General features: G+C 59.4%; 21 protein-coding genes. 17 read left to right on the top strand and 4 right to left on the bottom strand.

Features of this window, described 5'->3' with window-relative positions; all coding sequences use genetic code 11:
- Nucleotides 1-9 precede the first annotated feature (9 nt).
- From HY868_26970 to HY868_26890, 17 genes are all read left to right on the top strand, one after another.
- A complete protein-coding gene (locus HY868_26970; protein ID MBI5305800.1) occupies nt 10-669 on the top strand; it encodes a DUF4388 domain-containing protein in 660 nt (219 codons plus the stop codon).
- Nucleotides 670-679: 10 nt separating this feature from the next.
- The gene (locus tag HY868_26965) at nt 680-1696 is read left to right on the top strand and encodes a hypothetical protein (protein MBI5305799.1); all 1017 of its coding nucleotides are present in this window, start codon (nt 680-682) and stop codon (nt 1694-1696) included.
- An 18-nt stretch (nt 1697-1714) separates the two neighbouring features.
- Nucleotides 1715-2161: a hypothetical protein gene (locus HY868_26960; protein MBI5305798.1), complete on the top strand. Its 447-nt coding sequence runs from the start codon at nt 1715-1717 to the stop codon at nt 2159-2161.
- A 37-nt stretch (nt 2162-2198) separates the two neighbouring features.
- Nucleotides 2199-2705 (top strand): hypothetical protein, encoded by a 507-nt coding sequence (locus HY868_26955; protein ID MBI5305797.1) that lies wholly within the window; start codon nt 2199-2201, stop codon nt 2703-2705.
- A 105-nt stretch (nt 2706-2810) separates the two neighbouring features.
- Entirely contained in the window at nt 2811-3266 is a 456-nt protein-coding gene (locus HY868_26950; GenBank protein ID MBI5305796.1) for a MarR family transcriptional regulator, read from the top strand.
- A gap of 40 nt (nt 3267-3306) precedes the next feature.
- The gene (locus HY868_26945) at nt 3307-4566 is read left to right on the top strand and encodes a HAMP domain-containing protein (GenBank protein MBI5305795.1); all 1260 of its coding nucleotides are present in this window, start codon (nt 3307-3309) and stop codon (nt 4564-4566) included.
- A gap of 20 nt (nt 4567-4586) precedes the next feature.
- Nucleotides 4587-5084, top strand: coding sequence for a roadblock/LC7 domain-containing protein (locus HY868_26940; GenBank protein MBI5305794.1), 498 nt, complete (start codon nt 4587-4589; stop codon nt 5082-5084).
- A 25-nt stretch (nt 5085-5109) separates the two neighbouring features.
- Complete coding sequence (locus tag HY868_26935) at nt 5110-5694, top strand: GTPase domain-containing protein (GenBank protein ID MBI5305793.1); 585 nt, start codon at nt 5110-5112, stop codon at nt 5692-5694.
- 31 nt (nt 5695-5725) lie between these two features.
- Nucleotides 5726-6286: a hypothetical protein gene (locus HY868_26930; protein ID MBI5305792.1), complete on the top strand. Its 561-nt coding sequence runs from the start codon at nt 5726-5728 to the stop codon at nt 6284-6286.
- Nucleotides 6287-6664 carry a roadblock/LC7 domain-containing protein gene (locus HY868_26925; GenBank protein MBI5305791.1) on the top strand — a complete coding sequence of 126 codons (378 nt, stop codon included), beginning with the start codon at nt 6287-6289 and terminating at the stop codon, nt 6662-6664.
- 40 nt (nt 6665-6704) lie between these two features.
- Entirely contained in the window at nt 6705-7094 is a 390-nt protein-coding gene (locus HY868_26920; protein ID MBI5305790.1) for a hypothetical protein, read from the top strand.
- A 105-nt stretch (nt 7095-7199) separates the two neighbouring features.
- Complete coding sequence (locus tag HY868_26915; protein ID MBI5305789.1) at nt 7200-7739, top strand: TlpA family protein disulfide reductase; 540 nt, start codon at nt 7200-7202, stop codon at nt 7737-7739.
- Entirely contained in the window at nt 7739-8452 is a 714-nt protein-coding gene (locus tag HY868_26910) for a prolipoprotein diacylglyceryl transferase (protein MBI5305788.1), read from the top strand. Before HY868_26915 ends, HY868_26910 begins: the two co-directional genes overlap by 1 nt.
- A 156-nt stretch (nt 8453-8608) precedes the next feature.
- The gene (locus HY868_26905; GenBank protein MBI5305787.1) at nt 8609-8929 is read left to right on the top strand and encodes an XdhC family protein; all 321 of its coding nucleotides are present in this window, start codon (nt 8609-8611) and stop codon (nt 8927-8929) included.
- Nucleotides 8930-9027: 98 nt separating this feature from the next.
- Nucleotides 9028-10074 (top strand): UDP-glucose--hexose-1-phosphate uridylyltransferase, encoded by a 1047-nt coding sequence (locus HY868_26900; protein ID MBI5305786.1) that lies wholly within the window; start codon nt 9028-9030, stop codon nt 10072-10074.
- Nucleotides 10071-11228: a galactokinase gene (locus HY868_26895; GenBank protein MBI5305785.1), complete on the top strand. Its 1158-nt coding sequence runs from the start codon at nt 10071-10073 to the stop codon at nt 11226-11228. The genes HY868_26900 and HY868_26895 overlap by 4 nt, the downstream gene beginning before the upstream one ends.
- Before the next feature lie 39 nt (nt 11229-11267).
- The gene (locus tag HY868_26890; protein ID MBI5305784.1) at nt 11268-12506 is read left to right on the top strand and encodes a DUF2088 domain-containing protein; all 1239 of its coding nucleotides are present in this window, start codon (nt 11268-11270) and stop codon (nt 12504-12506) included.
- Nucleotides 12507-12651: 145 nt separating this feature from the next.
- Here the strand turns inward: HY868_26890 and HY868_26885 are convergent, their stop codons facing one another.
- From HY868_26885 to HY868_26870, 4 genes are all read right to left on the bottom strand, one after another.
- Entirely contained in the window at nt 12652-13734 is a 1083-nt protein-coding gene (locus HY868_26885; GenBank protein MBI5305783.1) for an AlkZ family DNA glycosylase, read from the bottom strand.
- Between the two features lie 94 nt (nt 13735-13828).
- Nucleotides 13829-14470, bottom strand: a complete 642-nt coding sequence (locus HY868_26880; GenBank protein MBI5305782.1) for an LUD domain-containing protein — start codon at nt 14468-14470, stop codon at nt 13829-13831.
- 77 nt (nt 14471-14547) lie between these two features.
- The gene (locus HY868_26875) at nt 14548-16071 is read right to left on the bottom strand and encodes an iron-sulfur cluster-binding protein (protein ID MBI5305781.1); all 1524 of its coding nucleotides are present in this window, start codon (nt 16069-16071) and stop codon (nt 14548-14550) included.
- An 87-nt stretch (nt 16072-16158) separates the two neighbouring features.
- Nucleotides 16159-16884, bottom strand: a complete 726-nt coding sequence (locus tag HY868_26870) for a (Fe-S)-binding protein (GenBank protein ID MBI5305780.1) — start codon at nt 16882-16884, stop codon at nt 16159-16161.
- Between the last annotated feature and the right edge of the window lie 28 nt (nt 16885-16912).

The following is a 16912-nucleotide window of genomic DNA, read 5'->3' as shown; positions in this document are numbered from 1 at the left end:
AGCATACGCATGCCACTCACCGGTAATGTTCGCGACCTGAGTTTACCCAATCTCATTCAACTGCACTGCACCGAAGGACGCCCGGCGCGCATCGCGCTGTCCGGCGCGACGCACCGCGGCGCCTTGTTCATCGCCGCCGGCGAAATCGTGGACGCCGACGCGCGCGGGTTACGCGGCGAAGACGCGGTGTACGAAATGCTCCGCTGGCAGGACGCCGAATTTCACGTCGAACTCGATCCACCGGCGTGGGAACAGCGCACGATTAACACGCCCTGGAATGCGCTCGTCCTCGAAGGACTGCGCCGACTGGACGAAGCGCAAGCCGCGCGCCTGATCGAAATCGAAACCGCGTTGCGCGCGCTAGGCAAACAACGCGGCGTGCGGACGACCATGCTCGTCACCTCCGAGGGCGCGCCGCGCGCTACCTCGTCCGATACAATCGTCCCGACCGATGCCGCCCTGCTCGCGCAAGCCGGCAAAATCGCGCAAGCCGTCAGCGCGCTGTGGGAACGCGGCAATTGGGAATACCTGCTCGCCACCTCGCCCACGGAAAAAATTATACTCGTCAAAAAAGGGGACGACTACCTCGGATGTTGGTTGGAAGGACGCGTCGGGGTCGAACCGATCCGTCGCCAGTTGCTCGCCATACTCACTCCCGAATCTCACTGAGGAACATCGGATGATTTTGCTACCCAAAGGTAAATCTGTTTACGAAAACCTCAATACCTCGTTTACACAGTTCGACGCGTTGTTGAGCGAATTGAAAACATCCCAGTTTACCGGCTATGTGCGCGTAGCGGCGTGGGAGTACGAAGGTCTGGTCTTGATGGATCAGGGCAACAGCGTCAGCGCCATCGAAGAAACGCCCGGCGCAAAACGCGTCGGCATCGCCGCCGCCGAAGCGATTGCGCTTAAAGCCAAAGAAAAGGACGGCGCGATTCACGTCGCGGGGCTGGATTCCGATTTGGTCGCGTTGTTGGGCGGCTTGGCGCAAGGCGAACCGCTGTACAAAGATTTGGCGAGCGACTTTACGCATCTCGACAAACTTGTCGCGAAATTGCAAGACGAAGCGCACAGTGGCTATATTGAAATCCGCTTTACCGGCAGTCCCGACACGGCGACAGTCTATCTGCAAGAAGGTGTCCTAGTCGAGTGCGTCCTGATGAACGGTGGCGCGATTGTTTCCGGCGCCGACCAGCTCGCGCAGATTACTGAAATGGCAACACAACGACCGGCGCTCTTCACCGTCTACCGCTCCGATCTGGCGAGCATCTACAGCCATCACGCCGACCTCGCGTCAAGTTTCGCGCGCCAGGCGACATTCGCCTTGTGGCAACACGTCTTTCAAACGATAGAGCGCGTAGTGGATGCCGATGGCGCAACCGAGCATTTTCGGACGGCATTCAAACGCGCGTGCATCGAGCAAGCCACCGCGTATCCATTCCTCGATCCGTTCGCCGGCGAGTTCGATTATCGCGCCGGGCAAATCACGTTCACGGGCGCGGTGTCCGTCAATGAATTCAATCAGGGCTTGTGCGCCGGATTCGCGTCGGCGGTCCGCAAATTGATGACGGCTGGGGACGCGAACTGGATACCCGGGTTATCCGCCGCGTTCGCAGACCTCAAGACGCAATCGAATCAGCGCCTCGAGGAAATCGGTTTACTGTCCGCCGCGCCAGAACTATTTAGCGCGTAAAGAATTCGGAGAGTCGTTATGCCGCTGTTCGAAAAAGATCATTCGGATGTGTGGGCTGGTCTTGCCTCGCAAGAACTCAATATTGCCAAAGACGCTTTCCTGAACGCGCTACGCAATCTGGTGGGCGTGACCCAAGGATTTATCTGCGCGGAAGACGGCGCAATTCAGGACGCGTATGTCGCCGGTGAGTGGAACAAAACCCAAGCCGCCGAGTTGAGCGCACAACTCGCGCAATTGCTGGCGACATTTCAAACCCAGGGCAACCAACCGCGCGAGATAGAATTGCGTTGCGAACGCGGAGGTATTTTCGTGCGCGCCCTCGGCAACGCGTTTGCATTCGTTCTTTGCGAGCCAAACCTGGACTGGGCGATATTGCGAATGTCCATGAACGTTGCCGCCGCCGCGTACGAAGCGGCGAGTTTACGCGCCGCGCATATTATCACCGCCGGCGGGCGGTTGGACTAGCGCACGCGTTACGCGAAAAATTTTTCGGGGATTCGTTATGCCACTGATCGAAAAACTACGCTCGGACAAGTGGGCTGGATTCGCCCTGCAAGAACTCAACATCGCGAATGGCGTTTTCTTGAACGCGCTGCGCGATGTGCCCGGCGCGTCCGAAGGATTCATCTGCGATGAAAGCGGCGAAATTTTGGGCGCGTATGTCGCCGACGAGTGGAATAAAATCCAAGCCGCCGAGTTGGGCGCGCACCTCGCGCAACTGTTGGCGGCGTTTCACGCGCGCGACAAGAAATCGCTCGAACTGGAACTGCGCGGCGAACGCGGCGGCATTTTTATGCGCGACCTCGGCAACGCGTTTGCGTTCGTCCTCTGCGCGCCGCCGGTAGATTGGGCGTTGTTGCGAATGTCTGTGAACGTCGCCGCGCCGACGTACGAAGCGAACGCTGCGGTGCAAAGCGCGTTGCAGCGCGCCGCCCAACGCCACACGCAAGTAGACGCGACGGACGAAAACAACACACCCGCGTCAGGCGCATGGGCGCGGTTCCCATAAACTCTCGATGCCAACGTCCGGAACCTGGCGAGGCAAGCCCAAGCCACCTTTGCCAGATTCCCAACCAATTTGTAGGAGCGACCCGCGATGGTTGACCCCAATGCTATGACTGACGTCGTTTTCAAACTGTCCAGCCGCGAACTAAACAGTGAAGTGAATCTGAAACCCGAGGCGTGGCGGATGCTGGCGCAAGTGAACGGCGCGCGCACCGTTACCGAAATCGCCCAGAACCTGGGAATAGACGCGGCGCTCGCCGCGCGATCCGTCGAGCAATTGCGCCAAGCCGGCTTGCTTGAACCCGCGACCGGAAACCTTGCCGCGCCGCAATTGACCGTTGACGCCCAGTTCTTCGACTGGGTGGCGCGTGAATTCGCCCGCGTGATCGGACCGATGGCGAGCATCATCATCGAAGACGAAATTGCCGCGCTCGGCGAAACGCGTGAGCAGTTTCCGCGCGACCGCATCGCCGAACTCGTGGAAGATATCAGCGCCGAAGTGCGCGACGACGCCAAACGATTGCGCTTTCAACAAATCATGCTCGATGCTATTCGCAAGTTGTAACTAATCTGATCACATCTATCATCCAGATCAAGGAGGTCGAATGATCGCCGAAGCCCCTGCCAAATCGAACGTGTCTCTGTGGGACGTGTCTACGTGGAAAATTCGTCCCAAACTGACTTTGTTTTTCAGCTTGCTCGCGATTGTGCCGGTCATTATCACCGGTATCTTTGTCGTCGTGATCGGACGCAACAGTTTGCTCGGCGAAGCGGATGCGCGTCTGATCGCCGTTAGCCAAACGACCGCCGAACGCATTGATGAGGCGTTGACGGAAGGCGTCCAATTTGTCAACGTCATGGCGCAATTACCGGAAATTGCGCGGTTTATGAAATCGCCGAATGATTCCGCGAACAAAGCGTATGCGCTCGCCGCGCTCAAAGCCGCCGCGTCCAAGGCGCCCGAGTATGAAACTGTCGCCGTGGTAAACCGCTTTGGCGTGATCGAGCTGTCCTCCGCCGATGCCGATGTGGGTACCGATGTGAGTTCACGGTTGTACGTTTCCGAAGCGCTCAAAGGCGCGTCGTACATTTCCGATCCCTCCATCTCACTCATCACCGACCGACCCGCCATCTTCTTTAGCGCACCCGTCAGAGATGAAAACGGCGCCATCGTCGGCGTCGTGCGTAGTCGCTTGTCGCTCCACGCGTTAGAAGACTTTATCGAGGACGATTTGGGCGCGGCGGGTACCGGCAGCTTTGGCATGCTCCTGGATGAGAATGGAATTCGTCTCGGCGATAGTCGCAGCAAGATCAATCCTACATTGCTCACCATGCTCCGGTATCGCGCCGTAGCGCCGGTGCCAGCGGAGATCGAGAAAAAACTCGTGAGCGAGAAACGCTTTGGCAAAAACGCGGCAACCCAGGTGGAGGTGCAACCCTTGCCTGAAATCGCCGCCGCAACGCAAAGCAAGGGCACGACTACGCTAGAAACGGCGGTAGACCTGAGCGATGCGCGGCACCGCGCGGCGATGGCTACCCTCACCAACAAACCGTGGCGCTATGTCGTTGCTGCGCCGCTTTCGACCTATACCGCAGTGGCAGACAACACCGGGTATCTTGCCATCGGTATTTCCGGCATCGCCTTGATCGTCGCGATCATCGTCGCGCTCGCCTTGTCACGCGCGATCACCGTGCCCCTCACCCGCTTGAGCAGCGTCGCCGACCGCATCAGTCTCGGCGAGCTGGACGCCAAGATCGAAGTGACCAGTCATGACGAAATTGGCGAATTGGCGGAAGCCCTCGCGCGTATGCAAGCCAGTCTCCAAGCCGCGATCGAACGCTTGCGCGCGCGCCGCGCGGGTTAGGGCAACTAAGGATCATCTGAATGTCAAGACTTGCCCTATCCGAAGAACACTCTGAACGCGTCGAGAAAGTGCTCTCCGAACTGATCAGCAAAACGAACGCGCGGTGCGCGCTGCTGGCGGATATCAGCGGGCAACTCCTCGCCGCGCACGGACGCACCAAAGGACTCGATGCGACGGTGCTCGCCGCGCTCGTCGCCAGCAACGTCGCCGCCACCGCCGAGATGGCGCGCTTGCTCGGCGAGCGTCGGCACTTTCAAGTGTTATTCCACCAAGGCGACGAACAGAACTTGCACCTCAACACGATTGGCACGAGTTTTCTGCTCGCCGTCGTGTTCAGTGTCAACGTCCAAATCGGTCTCGTGCGCTTGTTCAGCGGCAAAGCCGTCGAGGCGCTCGCCAAGATGGCGCCCGAATGGGAAATGCAATTGATGGTCCCCGGCGCGCCCCTCGCGGAGATGCCAAACGATTTCGCGGCATCGCTCGCGAGCGAGTTGGACAGTCTCTGGAAATCGAACTGACTCCATCCCGGGAATTCGCTCAACGATGTTCATCAATTGGAAAGCGCGCGAACTCAATCTCAAAATCGTCTACTATGGTCCGGCGATGAGCGGCAAGACGACGAACCTGCAGTACGTTCACGCCAAGACCAACCCGACCTTACGCAGCGATTTGGTCTCGTTGAAAACGCGCGAGGATCGCACCATTTTTTTCGATTTTCTGCAGATCGAATTGAGTCCCATCAAAGGACTCAAGCCCAAGTTTCAACTCTACACCGTGCCCGGGCAAACGTATTACCTCGCGACGCGCAAGGTCGTCTTGCAAGGATGTGACGGCGTCGTGTTCGTCGCCGATTCACAAACGGAGCGCATGAGCGAGAATTGCGAAACCCTGGAGAATTTACACACCAACTTGCGCGACTTGGGATTGGCGTCGGCGCACGTGCCGATCATCTACCAGTTCAATAAACGCGATCTGCCGAATACGCTGACGCTCGACGCGTTGCGGCTCAACCTGGGTCTGAACGGCGCGCCGTGTTTTCCCGCCGCCGCCGCGCAAGGACTGGGCGTCTTCGAAACGCTCAAAGCCGCGATCAACGCCGTAGCGCTCCAAGTCCAAACGCGCATCTGACATACGCATACGGAAAGCCGTGAAATGAACTATGCTGACAAGTAATCGAATTTATTGGACTCTGTGGGCAGCCATCCACAGCATCATCACCACCACGCGATTCCTGGGACTAGTACAGACCGGCAAAGCCATCGCCCAATCGCTTAATGGAACAACTACGCTCGCAAGATTGGCAGGGTTTGAACTGGGGAGGGAGAATATGGAACTCGCGCCGGGCAAACTTGCCGGCGATCAGTTCGTGATCTTGAAACAATGTCCGTTCAAAGAGTTCACCGCCGAGATTTCCGAATGGAGTCCCGAAGCGAAAAAACTCGTCGCGAATTATAATCGCCACCTGACCAAAGGTGGCGGCAGCGCGCTGCACCCCTTGTGCATCGTGCATCACGGGGTCCGTGAAGACATGCCGGATCCGGTCGTCAATATCGCGTGCCGCAGTACGGGGACCGACACAATCGCCATTTCCGAAGCGAATATGCGCTTGGTCGGTTTGGAACATCAAGAAGCAGTAGAGATGATCGCCGGACGCGCGTGCTTGTACTGCATTCGCGCCAACGCGTCAAATCCGAGTATTCAAAGCAACCAGGAGGCATAGATGGCTGAGAAAGATCTAACAACGCAGTTAACCGAACTACTTCGCACTTTGCAATCCACCACGCCGGGCGTGATGGGCGCGGGCATCATCAGCGTAGACGGGTTTGCAATTGCATCCGAGTTACCGCAGAGCGTCGAAGAACGGCGCGTCGCGGCGATGGCGGCAGCCATGCTCGCGCTCGGCGAACAGACGACGGCGGAATTTGAGCACGGTCATCTCGCGCGCGTCTTCGTCGAAGGCGGCGACGGGTACACGATCATTATGAACGCCGGACCGGAAGCCGTGCTCAGCGTGGTCGCGCGCAAAGACTCCAAACTGGGTCTCGTCTTTTTGCAAATGGAACGCGCGGCGGATGGCGTTCGCAAAGCGATGGCATAATCTAGATGCGGACTGATCTCAAACTTTATTGGAGCGTGCCATGACGAAACCACCCACCTACGCGGCTGAACCAGCATCCTTCGAAGAAATTCTCGCGCAGATGAATCAAGCAGGACACTTTGCCGTGTCGGTCTTGGCAAGCGAAGATGGCTTGCCCGTCGCGGTCGCGCCATCGCCGGCGCCGTACGATGCCGCGACGGTCGCGGCGATGGTCACGCTCGTCAAAGATTTCGTCGTGCAAACACAAGCGCGCCTGGGACTATCGGAAGTGGACGAAGTATCCATCGTCATCAGCGACCGTTCGCGCTTGGTCTGCCGATACCTTACACTCAACGAACGACCGTTTGTGTTGGCGGTGATTCTGCCGCCGCAACGAACATATCGGCGTCTGACAACGCTCGCGATCCAGGAAATCAAAAAAGCGTGGTGACGCATGCGTACACGACGAGGCGCGGCAGAACTGCCGCGCCTCGTCGTGTACGGCGCGCGCGCGACTAATTGCGCGGGCGCAACAATGCGCGTATAATTGTCCGCGATGTTACGCACTCGATTGCAAATGGACGCGCTCCTCATTTTTGTCGCGCTCGTCGGCGGCGCGTGGATTCACGTCACACGTTTGGCGAGCGATCCCGCCTCCCCCAGCATCGCACCGCGCGTGAATTTCGCGATGCCCGCGTTTTCGCTAACCGCGCTCGATGGCACAACCTTTGCCTCCGACGACCTGCGCGGCAAAATCGTGATTCTCAATTTCTGGGCAACGTGGTGTCCGCCATGCCGCGCGGAGATGCCGCTGTTGCAAGCCATTTCCACCGAACATCGCGAACATGATGTGGTCGTTCTTGCGATTGATGTGGGCGAAGACCGCGCGACGGTCGAGGCGTACGCCAAGGAGCTGGGTCTGACGTTGCCCGTTCTGCTCGACGACAAACTCGGCGTCGCGGCGAGTTTCCAAGTTGGCGCGTTGCCCACTTCGTTTTTCATAGACCGCGCCGGCATCATTCGCGCGGCGTACCTCGGCGCGATGAATCGCGCGTACATCGAAGCGCAACTGACGCAATTGCTGGAGCGACGCTGATGTTGCCGGTCGTCCACATCGGTCCCGCCGCGCTGCAAACGTCCACGCTCGCGTTGATCGTCGCGCTGTGGCTCGGAGCGTATCTCGCCGAACGCGAATTCCATCGGCGCGGTTTGCGCGGCGACGACGCGTGGAGCATCGTCGCGCTGGGCGTCGCCGTGACGATCCTGGTCGCGCGGCTCGCATACATCGCGCAAAATTTTTCCGCGTACGCGGAGGACTGGCTTCAGGTTTTTTCGCTGACGCCCGGCACGCTCGATGTACCGATTGGGGTGTTGGCTGGCGGCATCGCGGTCATCGCGTATCTCCAACGTCGTCGTTTGGCGCTTGCCTCCGTCGCGGATGGATTCGTCTTGGGCGCGCTCGTCGCGCTCGCGATTCTCGCGCTGGGACAATTTCTTGCCGGCGATGGATTCGGCATGCCGACCGATCTGCCCTGGGCAGTGCCGATGTGGGGCGTCGCGCGTCATCCGGTCCAAGTGTACGAATTGATCGGCATCGGCATCGGCTTTTACATTTTTGCGCGATGGCAACCCGCGCGCGGGGGCACGCGCGCGCTAATCGCCCTGGCATGGTACAGCGCGATGCGCGTGTTCGTGGATGGTTTTCGCGCGGACGCCGCGTTCTTGCCGGGCGGCTATCGCGCGTCCCAGGTTATCGCGTTGCTCGTGTTGCTCGGCGCGTTGTGGCTCGTATTACGCGAACAGAAATAGGGGCAACGCATTCGCAAAACTGCGATTCGGCGACAAGGCACCTCGCATTCGAGGCGCGATTATCTAAGCATCAAGATTCTGCGAATGCTTCGCCCCTACAAGTACGCGGGGCAATTTCAATTGCCACAGCTATTTTTCAATCTCGGTGAGGTAACGATGCGTGATTTAATCACAACGATAGACGCGTGGCGCACACGCGGCGATGCCGTCGCCATCGCGACCGTCGTCAAAACCGGCGGCTCGACGCCGCGTCCACTCGGCGCAAAAATGGTGATCAACTCGCGCGGCGAGTTTGCCGGCTCGGTGAGCGGCGGCTGCGTCGAAGGCGCGGTCATCGAAGCGGCGTTGCGCGTTATCAAAAGCGGCAAACCGCAACTGCTCAAGTACGGCATCGCGGACGAAACCGCGTGGGATGTGGGCTTGTCGTGCGGCGGGATGATCGAGGTGTTCGTCGAGCCGGTGAATCCTATCCAATAACAATCCGGAATTTTTCCCACGAAGGACACCAAGATCACGAAGAAAAATTTCGTGCCCTTTGTGTTCTTCGTGGGAAAACAATAACAAGGAACACACGTATGAGCGAACCTGGGTCGGAAACTAACACAGCGGAACTATTTGCGAGTCCGCATCGTCGCTACAATCCACTCACGCGCGAGTGGATTCTCGTCTCGCCGCATCGCACGCAACGTCCCTGGCTGGGTCACGTGGATGCGCCACCCGCCGACACGCGCCCGGCGTACGATCCCGACTGTTACCTCTGTCCCGGCAACACGCGCGCCGGCGGCAACCCGAATCCCGCGTACGACAGCACGTTCGTTTTCGATAACGATTTCGCCGCGCTCACGCCGGACGCGTCCGCGAACGAACTGGACCCACACGGCATTCTGCGCGCGACGAGCGAGCGCGGCATCTGCCGCGTGATTTGTTTTTCGCCGCGCCACGACCTCACGCTCGCACAAATGACGCAACCGGACATTCGCCGCGTTGTGGATGTGTGGATCGCGCAAACGCTCGACCTGGGCGCGCGCGAATTTATTCGGTACGTCCAGGTGTTCGAGAACAAGGGCGCGCAGATGGGTGCGAGCAATCCGCATCCGCATTGCCAGGTCTGGGCGACCGAGCACATCCCAACCGAACCGGCTAAAGAACTCGCGTCGCTCGCCGCGTATCGCGATGAGAAGCACGCGTGTTTGTTGTGCGATTACCTCGTGCACGAACTCGCGCAACGCGAACGCATCGTCGTCGAGAACGCGCATTTCGTCGCGCTCGTGCCGTTCTGGGCAGTGTGGCCCTTTGAAACGATGGTCCTCGCGCGGCGGCACCGCGGCGCGTTGCCCAATTTGAACGACGACGAACGCGACGCGCTCGCGGACATTCTGCGCCGGCTTACCGCCGCGTACGACCGCGTGTTCGACGTGTCGTTTCCGTACTCGATGGGCTGGCACGTCGCGCCGGTGAACGATGCGTCGAGCGCCGCGCATCTGCACGCGCATTTTTATCCACCGCTCTTGCGGAGCGCGACCGTCCGCAAATTTATGGTCGGCTATGAAATGCTCGGCGAGCCGCAGCGCGATATGATCGCCGAATCTGCCGCCGTCCATCTCCGGGTGTTGATGCAATGATGCCTCTTCAAAACGAATTCACGCGCGTTTTTCATTCCGCGTCTGAACGCCTCCTCCGCGCGCCAGGGCGCGTGAACTTGATCGGCGAGCACACCGATTACAACGACGGTTTCGTTTTGCCGATGGCGATTGACCGCGCCGCGCATATTGCGATTCGCCGTCGCTCCGATCGCGTCGTGCGAATGTGCGCGCTTGATTTCGACGGCGCACTGTCCGAGTTTTCGCTCGACGCGATCGCGCGCGATGACGAGCAACGGTGGAGCAATTATGTGCGCGGCGTCGCGTGGGCGTTGCAGGCGCGCGGCATCGCGCTGACTGGCGCGGACCTTGTGATTCACAGCGACGTGCCGATTGCTTCCGGCTTGTCATCGTCCGCGGCGCTCGAAGTGTGCGCCGCGCTCGCGTTTCAAACGATTGCCGGCTTCACGCTGAATCGCGTTGAAATCGCGCAACTGTGCCAACACGTCGAAAATGAATTCCTCGGCGTGCAGAGCGGGATTATGGATCAGTTCATCTCGGCGCTCGCGCGCGCCGACCACGCGCTCTTGATAGACTGCCGCGATTTGACGTATCAATTCGTGCCGCTCCCGCGCGGCGCGCGCATCGTCGTGTGCGATACGCTCAAGCGCCGCGGCTTGGTCGCGTCCGAGTACAACACGCGCCGCGCCGAGTGCGAACAAGCGGCGCGTTTATTCGGCGTGCCCGCGTTACGCGATGTGACTCCCGATGAATTCGCGCGCCGCGAACACGAACTGCCGTCCCAGGTCGCGCGGCGCGCGCGGCACATCATTCGCGAGAACGCGCGTGTGCTCGCGGCGGTGGATGCCGCGCGGCAAAACGATCTAGAAACGTTTGGACGATTGATGGACGAATCGCATACCAGTCTACGCGACGATTTCGCGGTGAGTTGCGCGGAACTCGACACCCTCGTCGAGATTGCGCGGCGACAACCGGGATGCTGGGGCGCGCGCTTGACCGGCGCGGGGTTCGGCGGGTGCACGGTCAACCTCGTCGCGGAGAATGCACTAGAAGCATTCAGCGCGAATGTTGCGCGCGAGTACGCCGCGCGCGTCGGCGTCACACCGCCGATCTACGCGTGCCGCGCGGCGGAAGGCGCGGGACCGCTGATGAATCGCGATTTTCAAATTTGCTAACGTCTTGCGTGGGATATAGACACCTGAGGATAAGACCGAATGATCCATTTGCGGTTTGCGCCGGTTCGCCAACAAGTTTCGCTTGAGCGCGTGGACGATGTTGACGCCACCACGCGCGCCGGATTGCGCGCGCTTCCGCTGGACGCGCGCGTGCGACCTGGGATGCGCGTCGCCATCGCGCTGCCGAGCCGCGGGATTCCATGCATGCCTCAAATCGTGCGCGTGGTGATCGAAGAATTACGCGCGCTGAACGCGCAACCGTTCCTCGTGCCGGCAATGGGGAGTCACGGCGGCGGGACCGCCGAAGGTCAGCGCGAGGTACTCGAAGGTTATGGGCTAGGCGAAGATGCGACCGGTGTGCCAATCGTCAGTTCGCTCGAGACGGTGCACATCGGCGAGACACAAAATGGAATGCCGGTGTTTGCCGACAAACACGCCGCAACCGCCGACGGCATTATCGCGATCAATCGCATCAAAGAGCACACAGCTTTCAAGGCGCGCTGGGAGAGTGGCTTGCTAAAAATTTTGGCGGTCGGATTGGGCAAACCGCGCGGCGCGGCAGAGATTCACAACTGGGGAGTAGCGGACGCGATGCCCGCCGCGGCGCGCGTCGTCCTGGCGCGCTTGCCGGTGCTCGCGGGCATTGGCATCGTCGAAAATGGTCAGCACCAAGCCGCGCGCATTGAAGTGATCCCGGCGGAACGCATCGAGTCGGATGAGCCGGCATTGCTCGACCTAGCGCGCCGCTTGACACCCAGGATTCCATCCGAATTCGAACCGATTGATTTGCTCATCGTGCAAGAGATGGGCAAGGACATTAGCGGAACTGGGATGGACTTGAATGTGATCGGAATGTGGCGGCGCACCGGCGGACCGGTCTCTCCGCTAATCAACGTGATCGCCGTACTCGACTTGACGCCGAACAGTCACGGCAACGCGATTGGCGTCGGTCATAGCGATTTGATTTCGCAACGCTTGCGCGACAAGATGGATATCGCGGCAACCTACACCAATTGCCTGACCGCGCACAACCTGGCTGGGGCAAAAATTCCGATCACGTTACCGACCGATCGCGAGGTGATCGAAGCAGGTCTTGCCGGCATCGCGTCGGAACGCGCGCGCGCGGTGTTGATTCGCAACACGCTTGCGCTCGATCTGCTTTGGGTTTCCGAGTCGCTCTTGCCATCGGTGGCGATGGCGCCCACGCTCGAACAAATTGGCGCGGCGCGACCGTTGAGCTTTGACGCGCATGGCGCGTTGATCGCGCCTGAACCATGACGCGCATCCAAAATACCAGGACGCGGATGAACGCAGATCTATTTTATTCTTAGCTCAATGCCTTCGTCAAATCCGTTCGGTGAACGCGACAGAATCCAGGTTTCTCCAAGAAACCTGGATTCTGTCAAAGATATGGATCGCTGTATTAGGTTTCGCCGTCCAAGGTAAATGGCAGACCCAGGAATTCACCGTAACGCTTTGCCGCGACGACAAGAGCGCGACGTTCAGCGGCGGTCAATGGACGAAAAGGATTTGAGGCGATGATCACCGCGCCTTTTTCGAATGTGCGCTTCCAGGTCCCGACAACTCGACCATCAATCACGATGGTCGAGGGCAACATGCCATTCGGCGGAGTCAACCTTTTGTAGCACGGCTCGTCGAGCGATGCGCGGCGATCTTTATAGCCAAGCAAATACTCGTCAAACCCTGGCAACAGATACGCGGTCGGCGAATGGGTTTTTGATATTGGCTTGGAACGTAACCGCCAATAGGTTTTATCGTCCACTGTTTCCTGGATAAACTGCAATTTCACTTGCTCCAAGCCGGCTCGCGCATCCGCCACCCAAAGCCCCGACCACCACACAAAATCTTGCAAGGTCGCCGGACCACGGCTCGTCCAGTACCGCTTTGCCAGTTCCGCCAACGCGTCGTCACGCTCTATCGTTTTAGTTTTCGGCAGCACATCGTCGAGCGACATGAAAGTGGGATCGTTGCTCCGCATCACGCCCTGGCAAATTAATCCATCGAGCGACGCGCGCTGCAACATGAACACGCCGCGCTGTCCCTGGGTCGAGATGCCGTGTTGTTCGAGAATCGCAAACAGGGCAGAGCGCGTGAGTGGCTTGCCGCCCTGCACTGCCTTGGCGAGCACCGCGTTACTGCGCGCGAGCGTGCGCGCGTCGAGTTCGAGTTCTTTGTAGCGCCGCGCATTGCCGGCGATCAGCCGCGGCGCGACAAGCGCGAGCATCCAGCGCACGTCCGCCGCCGCGACGAAATGCAACGTGCCGCGCATGACCCAGGTTCGGATAATGGTTTTGTTGGCGATGGCTTGTTCGATGTCCGCCTCGGCACTCCCTGGCAAACGCAGACCGACCGACCATTTTGCACCGGCGTAATCCTGGGCTTGGAGCGCGCCGAGCCAGGCGACGATCTCGCTTGGCGTTTTGAACTTGGTGCGCGCGATCTGCTGGTTGTAAAGCCGCCGAACCGCGATACTGAGCATGGGCAGTCCTCCTCACATGTCTTCGCCAAATGCAATCGGTAAGCAGAGAAAGAATCCAGGTTTCTCCAAGAAACCTGGATTCTGGCGATTCTCCAACTGCCTACTCGACCACCCACACGCGCAATGCTTTCGGACCGTGCACACCAATCGTCACGGTCAACTCGATGTCGGCGGTGCGACTGGGTCCCGTGACGAAGACCCAGTATCCTTCGCCTTTCACTTCCGCGAACGCCGGCATCAGGTCGGCGCGCAGAATCGTCGGCGTGATGATGGCAAGGTGGACACGCGGCAACAGCGACACGCTCCGCGGTTTCTCCGGCGACGAGCGTAACAGCAACGTGCCCGTTTCCGGAAACGCGGCGTCCGCGCTGGTAATGCCGAGATCACATTCCGCAAGCGCGCGTTTGTCCGCGTGCGGCGAAATCAATTCGACGCCGAGATCGCGCAACGTCTCCGCAATTCCCATCTCCCGCATTTCCGGCGTTTCCCAAGCCGTTGCTTTTTTCACCGACTCGTCGCGTACGATTTCTGCGAGCGCCGCGCGAATTTCCGCGCGCGCAATGCGTCGCGTCACGCCGCCGAGTTTGCCGATTTCATCGAGAAGCATGGCGAGTTCTTCATTCGTCGTGCCGGGCACGCGCGGCGCGATGCGCGCGGTGGGCGGAATCGGCGCGACGGGTGAATTATTATCGCGTTGGAGCGCGAGGCGGACATCCGCTAGAATTTGTTCGCGTGCGTTCATCCATTCTCCTCCGATATTGTAGGGCAATTTTCTAAATTGCCCAATGGCAAATTGGAAATTTGCCATACATCCCAAACTCAATCTTTCTTTCGCCGCGCCAACAAGAACGCGCCGACCGCGGCAATGCCGGCAAAGAGCAAGCCGATTCCAAGTTTGCGTTTCTGAACGCGCTGGCGACCGGCGGGCGTGCGCTTGCGAAACCAATCGCGAAAATCCGCGCCGAATGCCGGCAAGGGGCGCGCCATCGTCCAACGATTCGCGGGCGGCGGCAAATTGGGCAACCAACCATCACGACGCAATGGCGCTTGAACGAATTTCATCATGCGCGCGCCGAACTCGTACAGCAATGAATGGCTCAACGCGAACGCACCCACGCGCGTGCCGACGCGAATCGCCGATGACGCGGTCGCCGCTTCGATCTGATCGCCTTCGACGACGCGATGGCGCAAGCGCAGTAAGATTTGCGGAATCGGAATTTTCACCGGGCAATAATCCGCGCACGCACCGCAGAGCGATGACGCGAACGGCAAATCGCCGGCGCGCGCGACGCCGAGCAGTTGCGGTGCGAGGATCGCGCCAATCGGTCCCGAATAGACCGCGCCGTAGGCGTGTCCGCCGACGTGATTGTACACTGGACAGACATTCAAGCAGACGCCGCAACGAATGCACAACAAGGTTTCGCGCGTTACATGATCGCGCAGTACGCGCGTGCGCCCGTTGTCGAGCAAGACCAGGTGAAACTCTTGCGGTCCTCCTTCGTCGGTTGCGCGGCGCGGTCCGGTGATGAACGACGTGTAGGTGGACATTTTTTGCCCGGTCGCGCTGCGCGGCAAAAGTTTCAGCAGAACATTCACGCTTTCAAAATCGGGCACGACTTTGTCAATGCCGACGACCGCGACGTGCAGCGGCGGCAACGTCGTACACATGCGCCCGTTGCCTTCATTCGTCACGATGACGAGCGTGCCGGATTCGGCGACCATAAAGTTCGCGCCGGAAATTCCCATATCCGCCGCGAGAAATTCCTCGCGCAGTTTCGTTCGCGCAATCGCGCACAGTTCGAGCGGATCGGGCGGCGCATTCACGCCGAGTTTTTCGGTGAACAAATCGGCGATGCCTTCTTTGGTGAGATGCACAGCCGGCACGATAATGTGCGAGGGTCCGACGCCGGCGAGTTGAATGATGAATTCGCCGAGATCGGTTTCGAGCGTTTGAACGCCCGCGTCAATCAACGCGTGATTCAAACCGATCTCTTCGGTCGCCATGCTTTTCGCTTTGACCGCGCGTTTCACCTTATGCTCGTGCGCGATGTCGAGCACGATGCGCCGCGCTTCGTCCGCGTCGCGCGCCCAATGCACGATGCCCCCCGCGCGCGCGACATTTTCTTCGAGCCGCGTCAAATAATAGTCCAGGTGATCGAGCGTGTGCAAGCGAATATCGTGCCCGGCTTGGCGCAATTGCTGCCAGCGTTCATCGCCGACGATGCCGACGACGTTCGCGCGCGTGCCGAGAAATTTGCTCGTCGCTTTGCGAACCGACTGGGGTACGTGCGCTGGTACGTGTTGGACGTTCGCGCGAAAATCTATATGGTCAAGTTCACTCATCAGTGTTACCTCACTGGAGAAAGTGATGAAGGATAAAGAAGGGAACTGAGGGAAATGAGGGAAATCGGGTTCTTCATCCTTCATCCTTTACTGCGCCGCCAACACCGAGATCAGGTGCAGGGCGCGAATCGGCGAACCGATTTTTTTCAAGCCGCCGGCAATGTTCATCATGCACCCAGGATCACCCATCACAACAAACTCCGCGCCGCTCTCCTGAATGTTCTTGATCTTGGCTTGCATCATGCTCGACGACACTTCGGGATACACGACGCTGAACACGCCGCCGAAACCGCAACACGTTTCTTCTTCGTTGAGCGGAACAAGTTCCACGCCCTTGACCGCGCGCAAGAGTTGTTTCGACTCCTCGCGCAAACCCAGTCCGCGCAACGCGTGACACGAAGCGTGGTACGTGACCTTGTGCGGAAACGTCGCGCCGACATCGCGCACGTTCGCCACGCGCACGAGAAATTCGCTGAACTCGTACGTGCGCGCGGCGACCTCTTGCGCGAGACGGTGTTCCCGCGTCTCGGCGGGAAACAATTCCGGCAAGTGATGCCGCACAAAATCCACGCACGAGCCGGAGGGCGCGACAATGTAACCGTCGGTCGGACCAAACACGCGCAAAAAATTCCGCGCCGGCGCGACGGCTTGGCTCTGCGCGCCGCTGTTGTAAAACGGCTGACCGCAACACGTTTGACCTTCGGGCATCGCTACGTCCATGCCCAACCGCTCCAGGACGCTCACCATATCTTTGAGCACCGGCGAGAAAAAATTTTCGCCGAGACAGGTGAGGAATAATTGTACGCGCATCATGCTCTCCTGTAGAGTAGATGTTGGAGGT

Source organism: Chloroflexota bacterium (assembly GCA_016219275.1).
Classification (GTDB): domain Bacteria; phylum Chloroflexota; class Anaerolineae; order UBA4142; family UBA4142; genus JACRBM01.
This window is presented reverse-complemented; position numbering and strand designations above follow the sequence as displayed.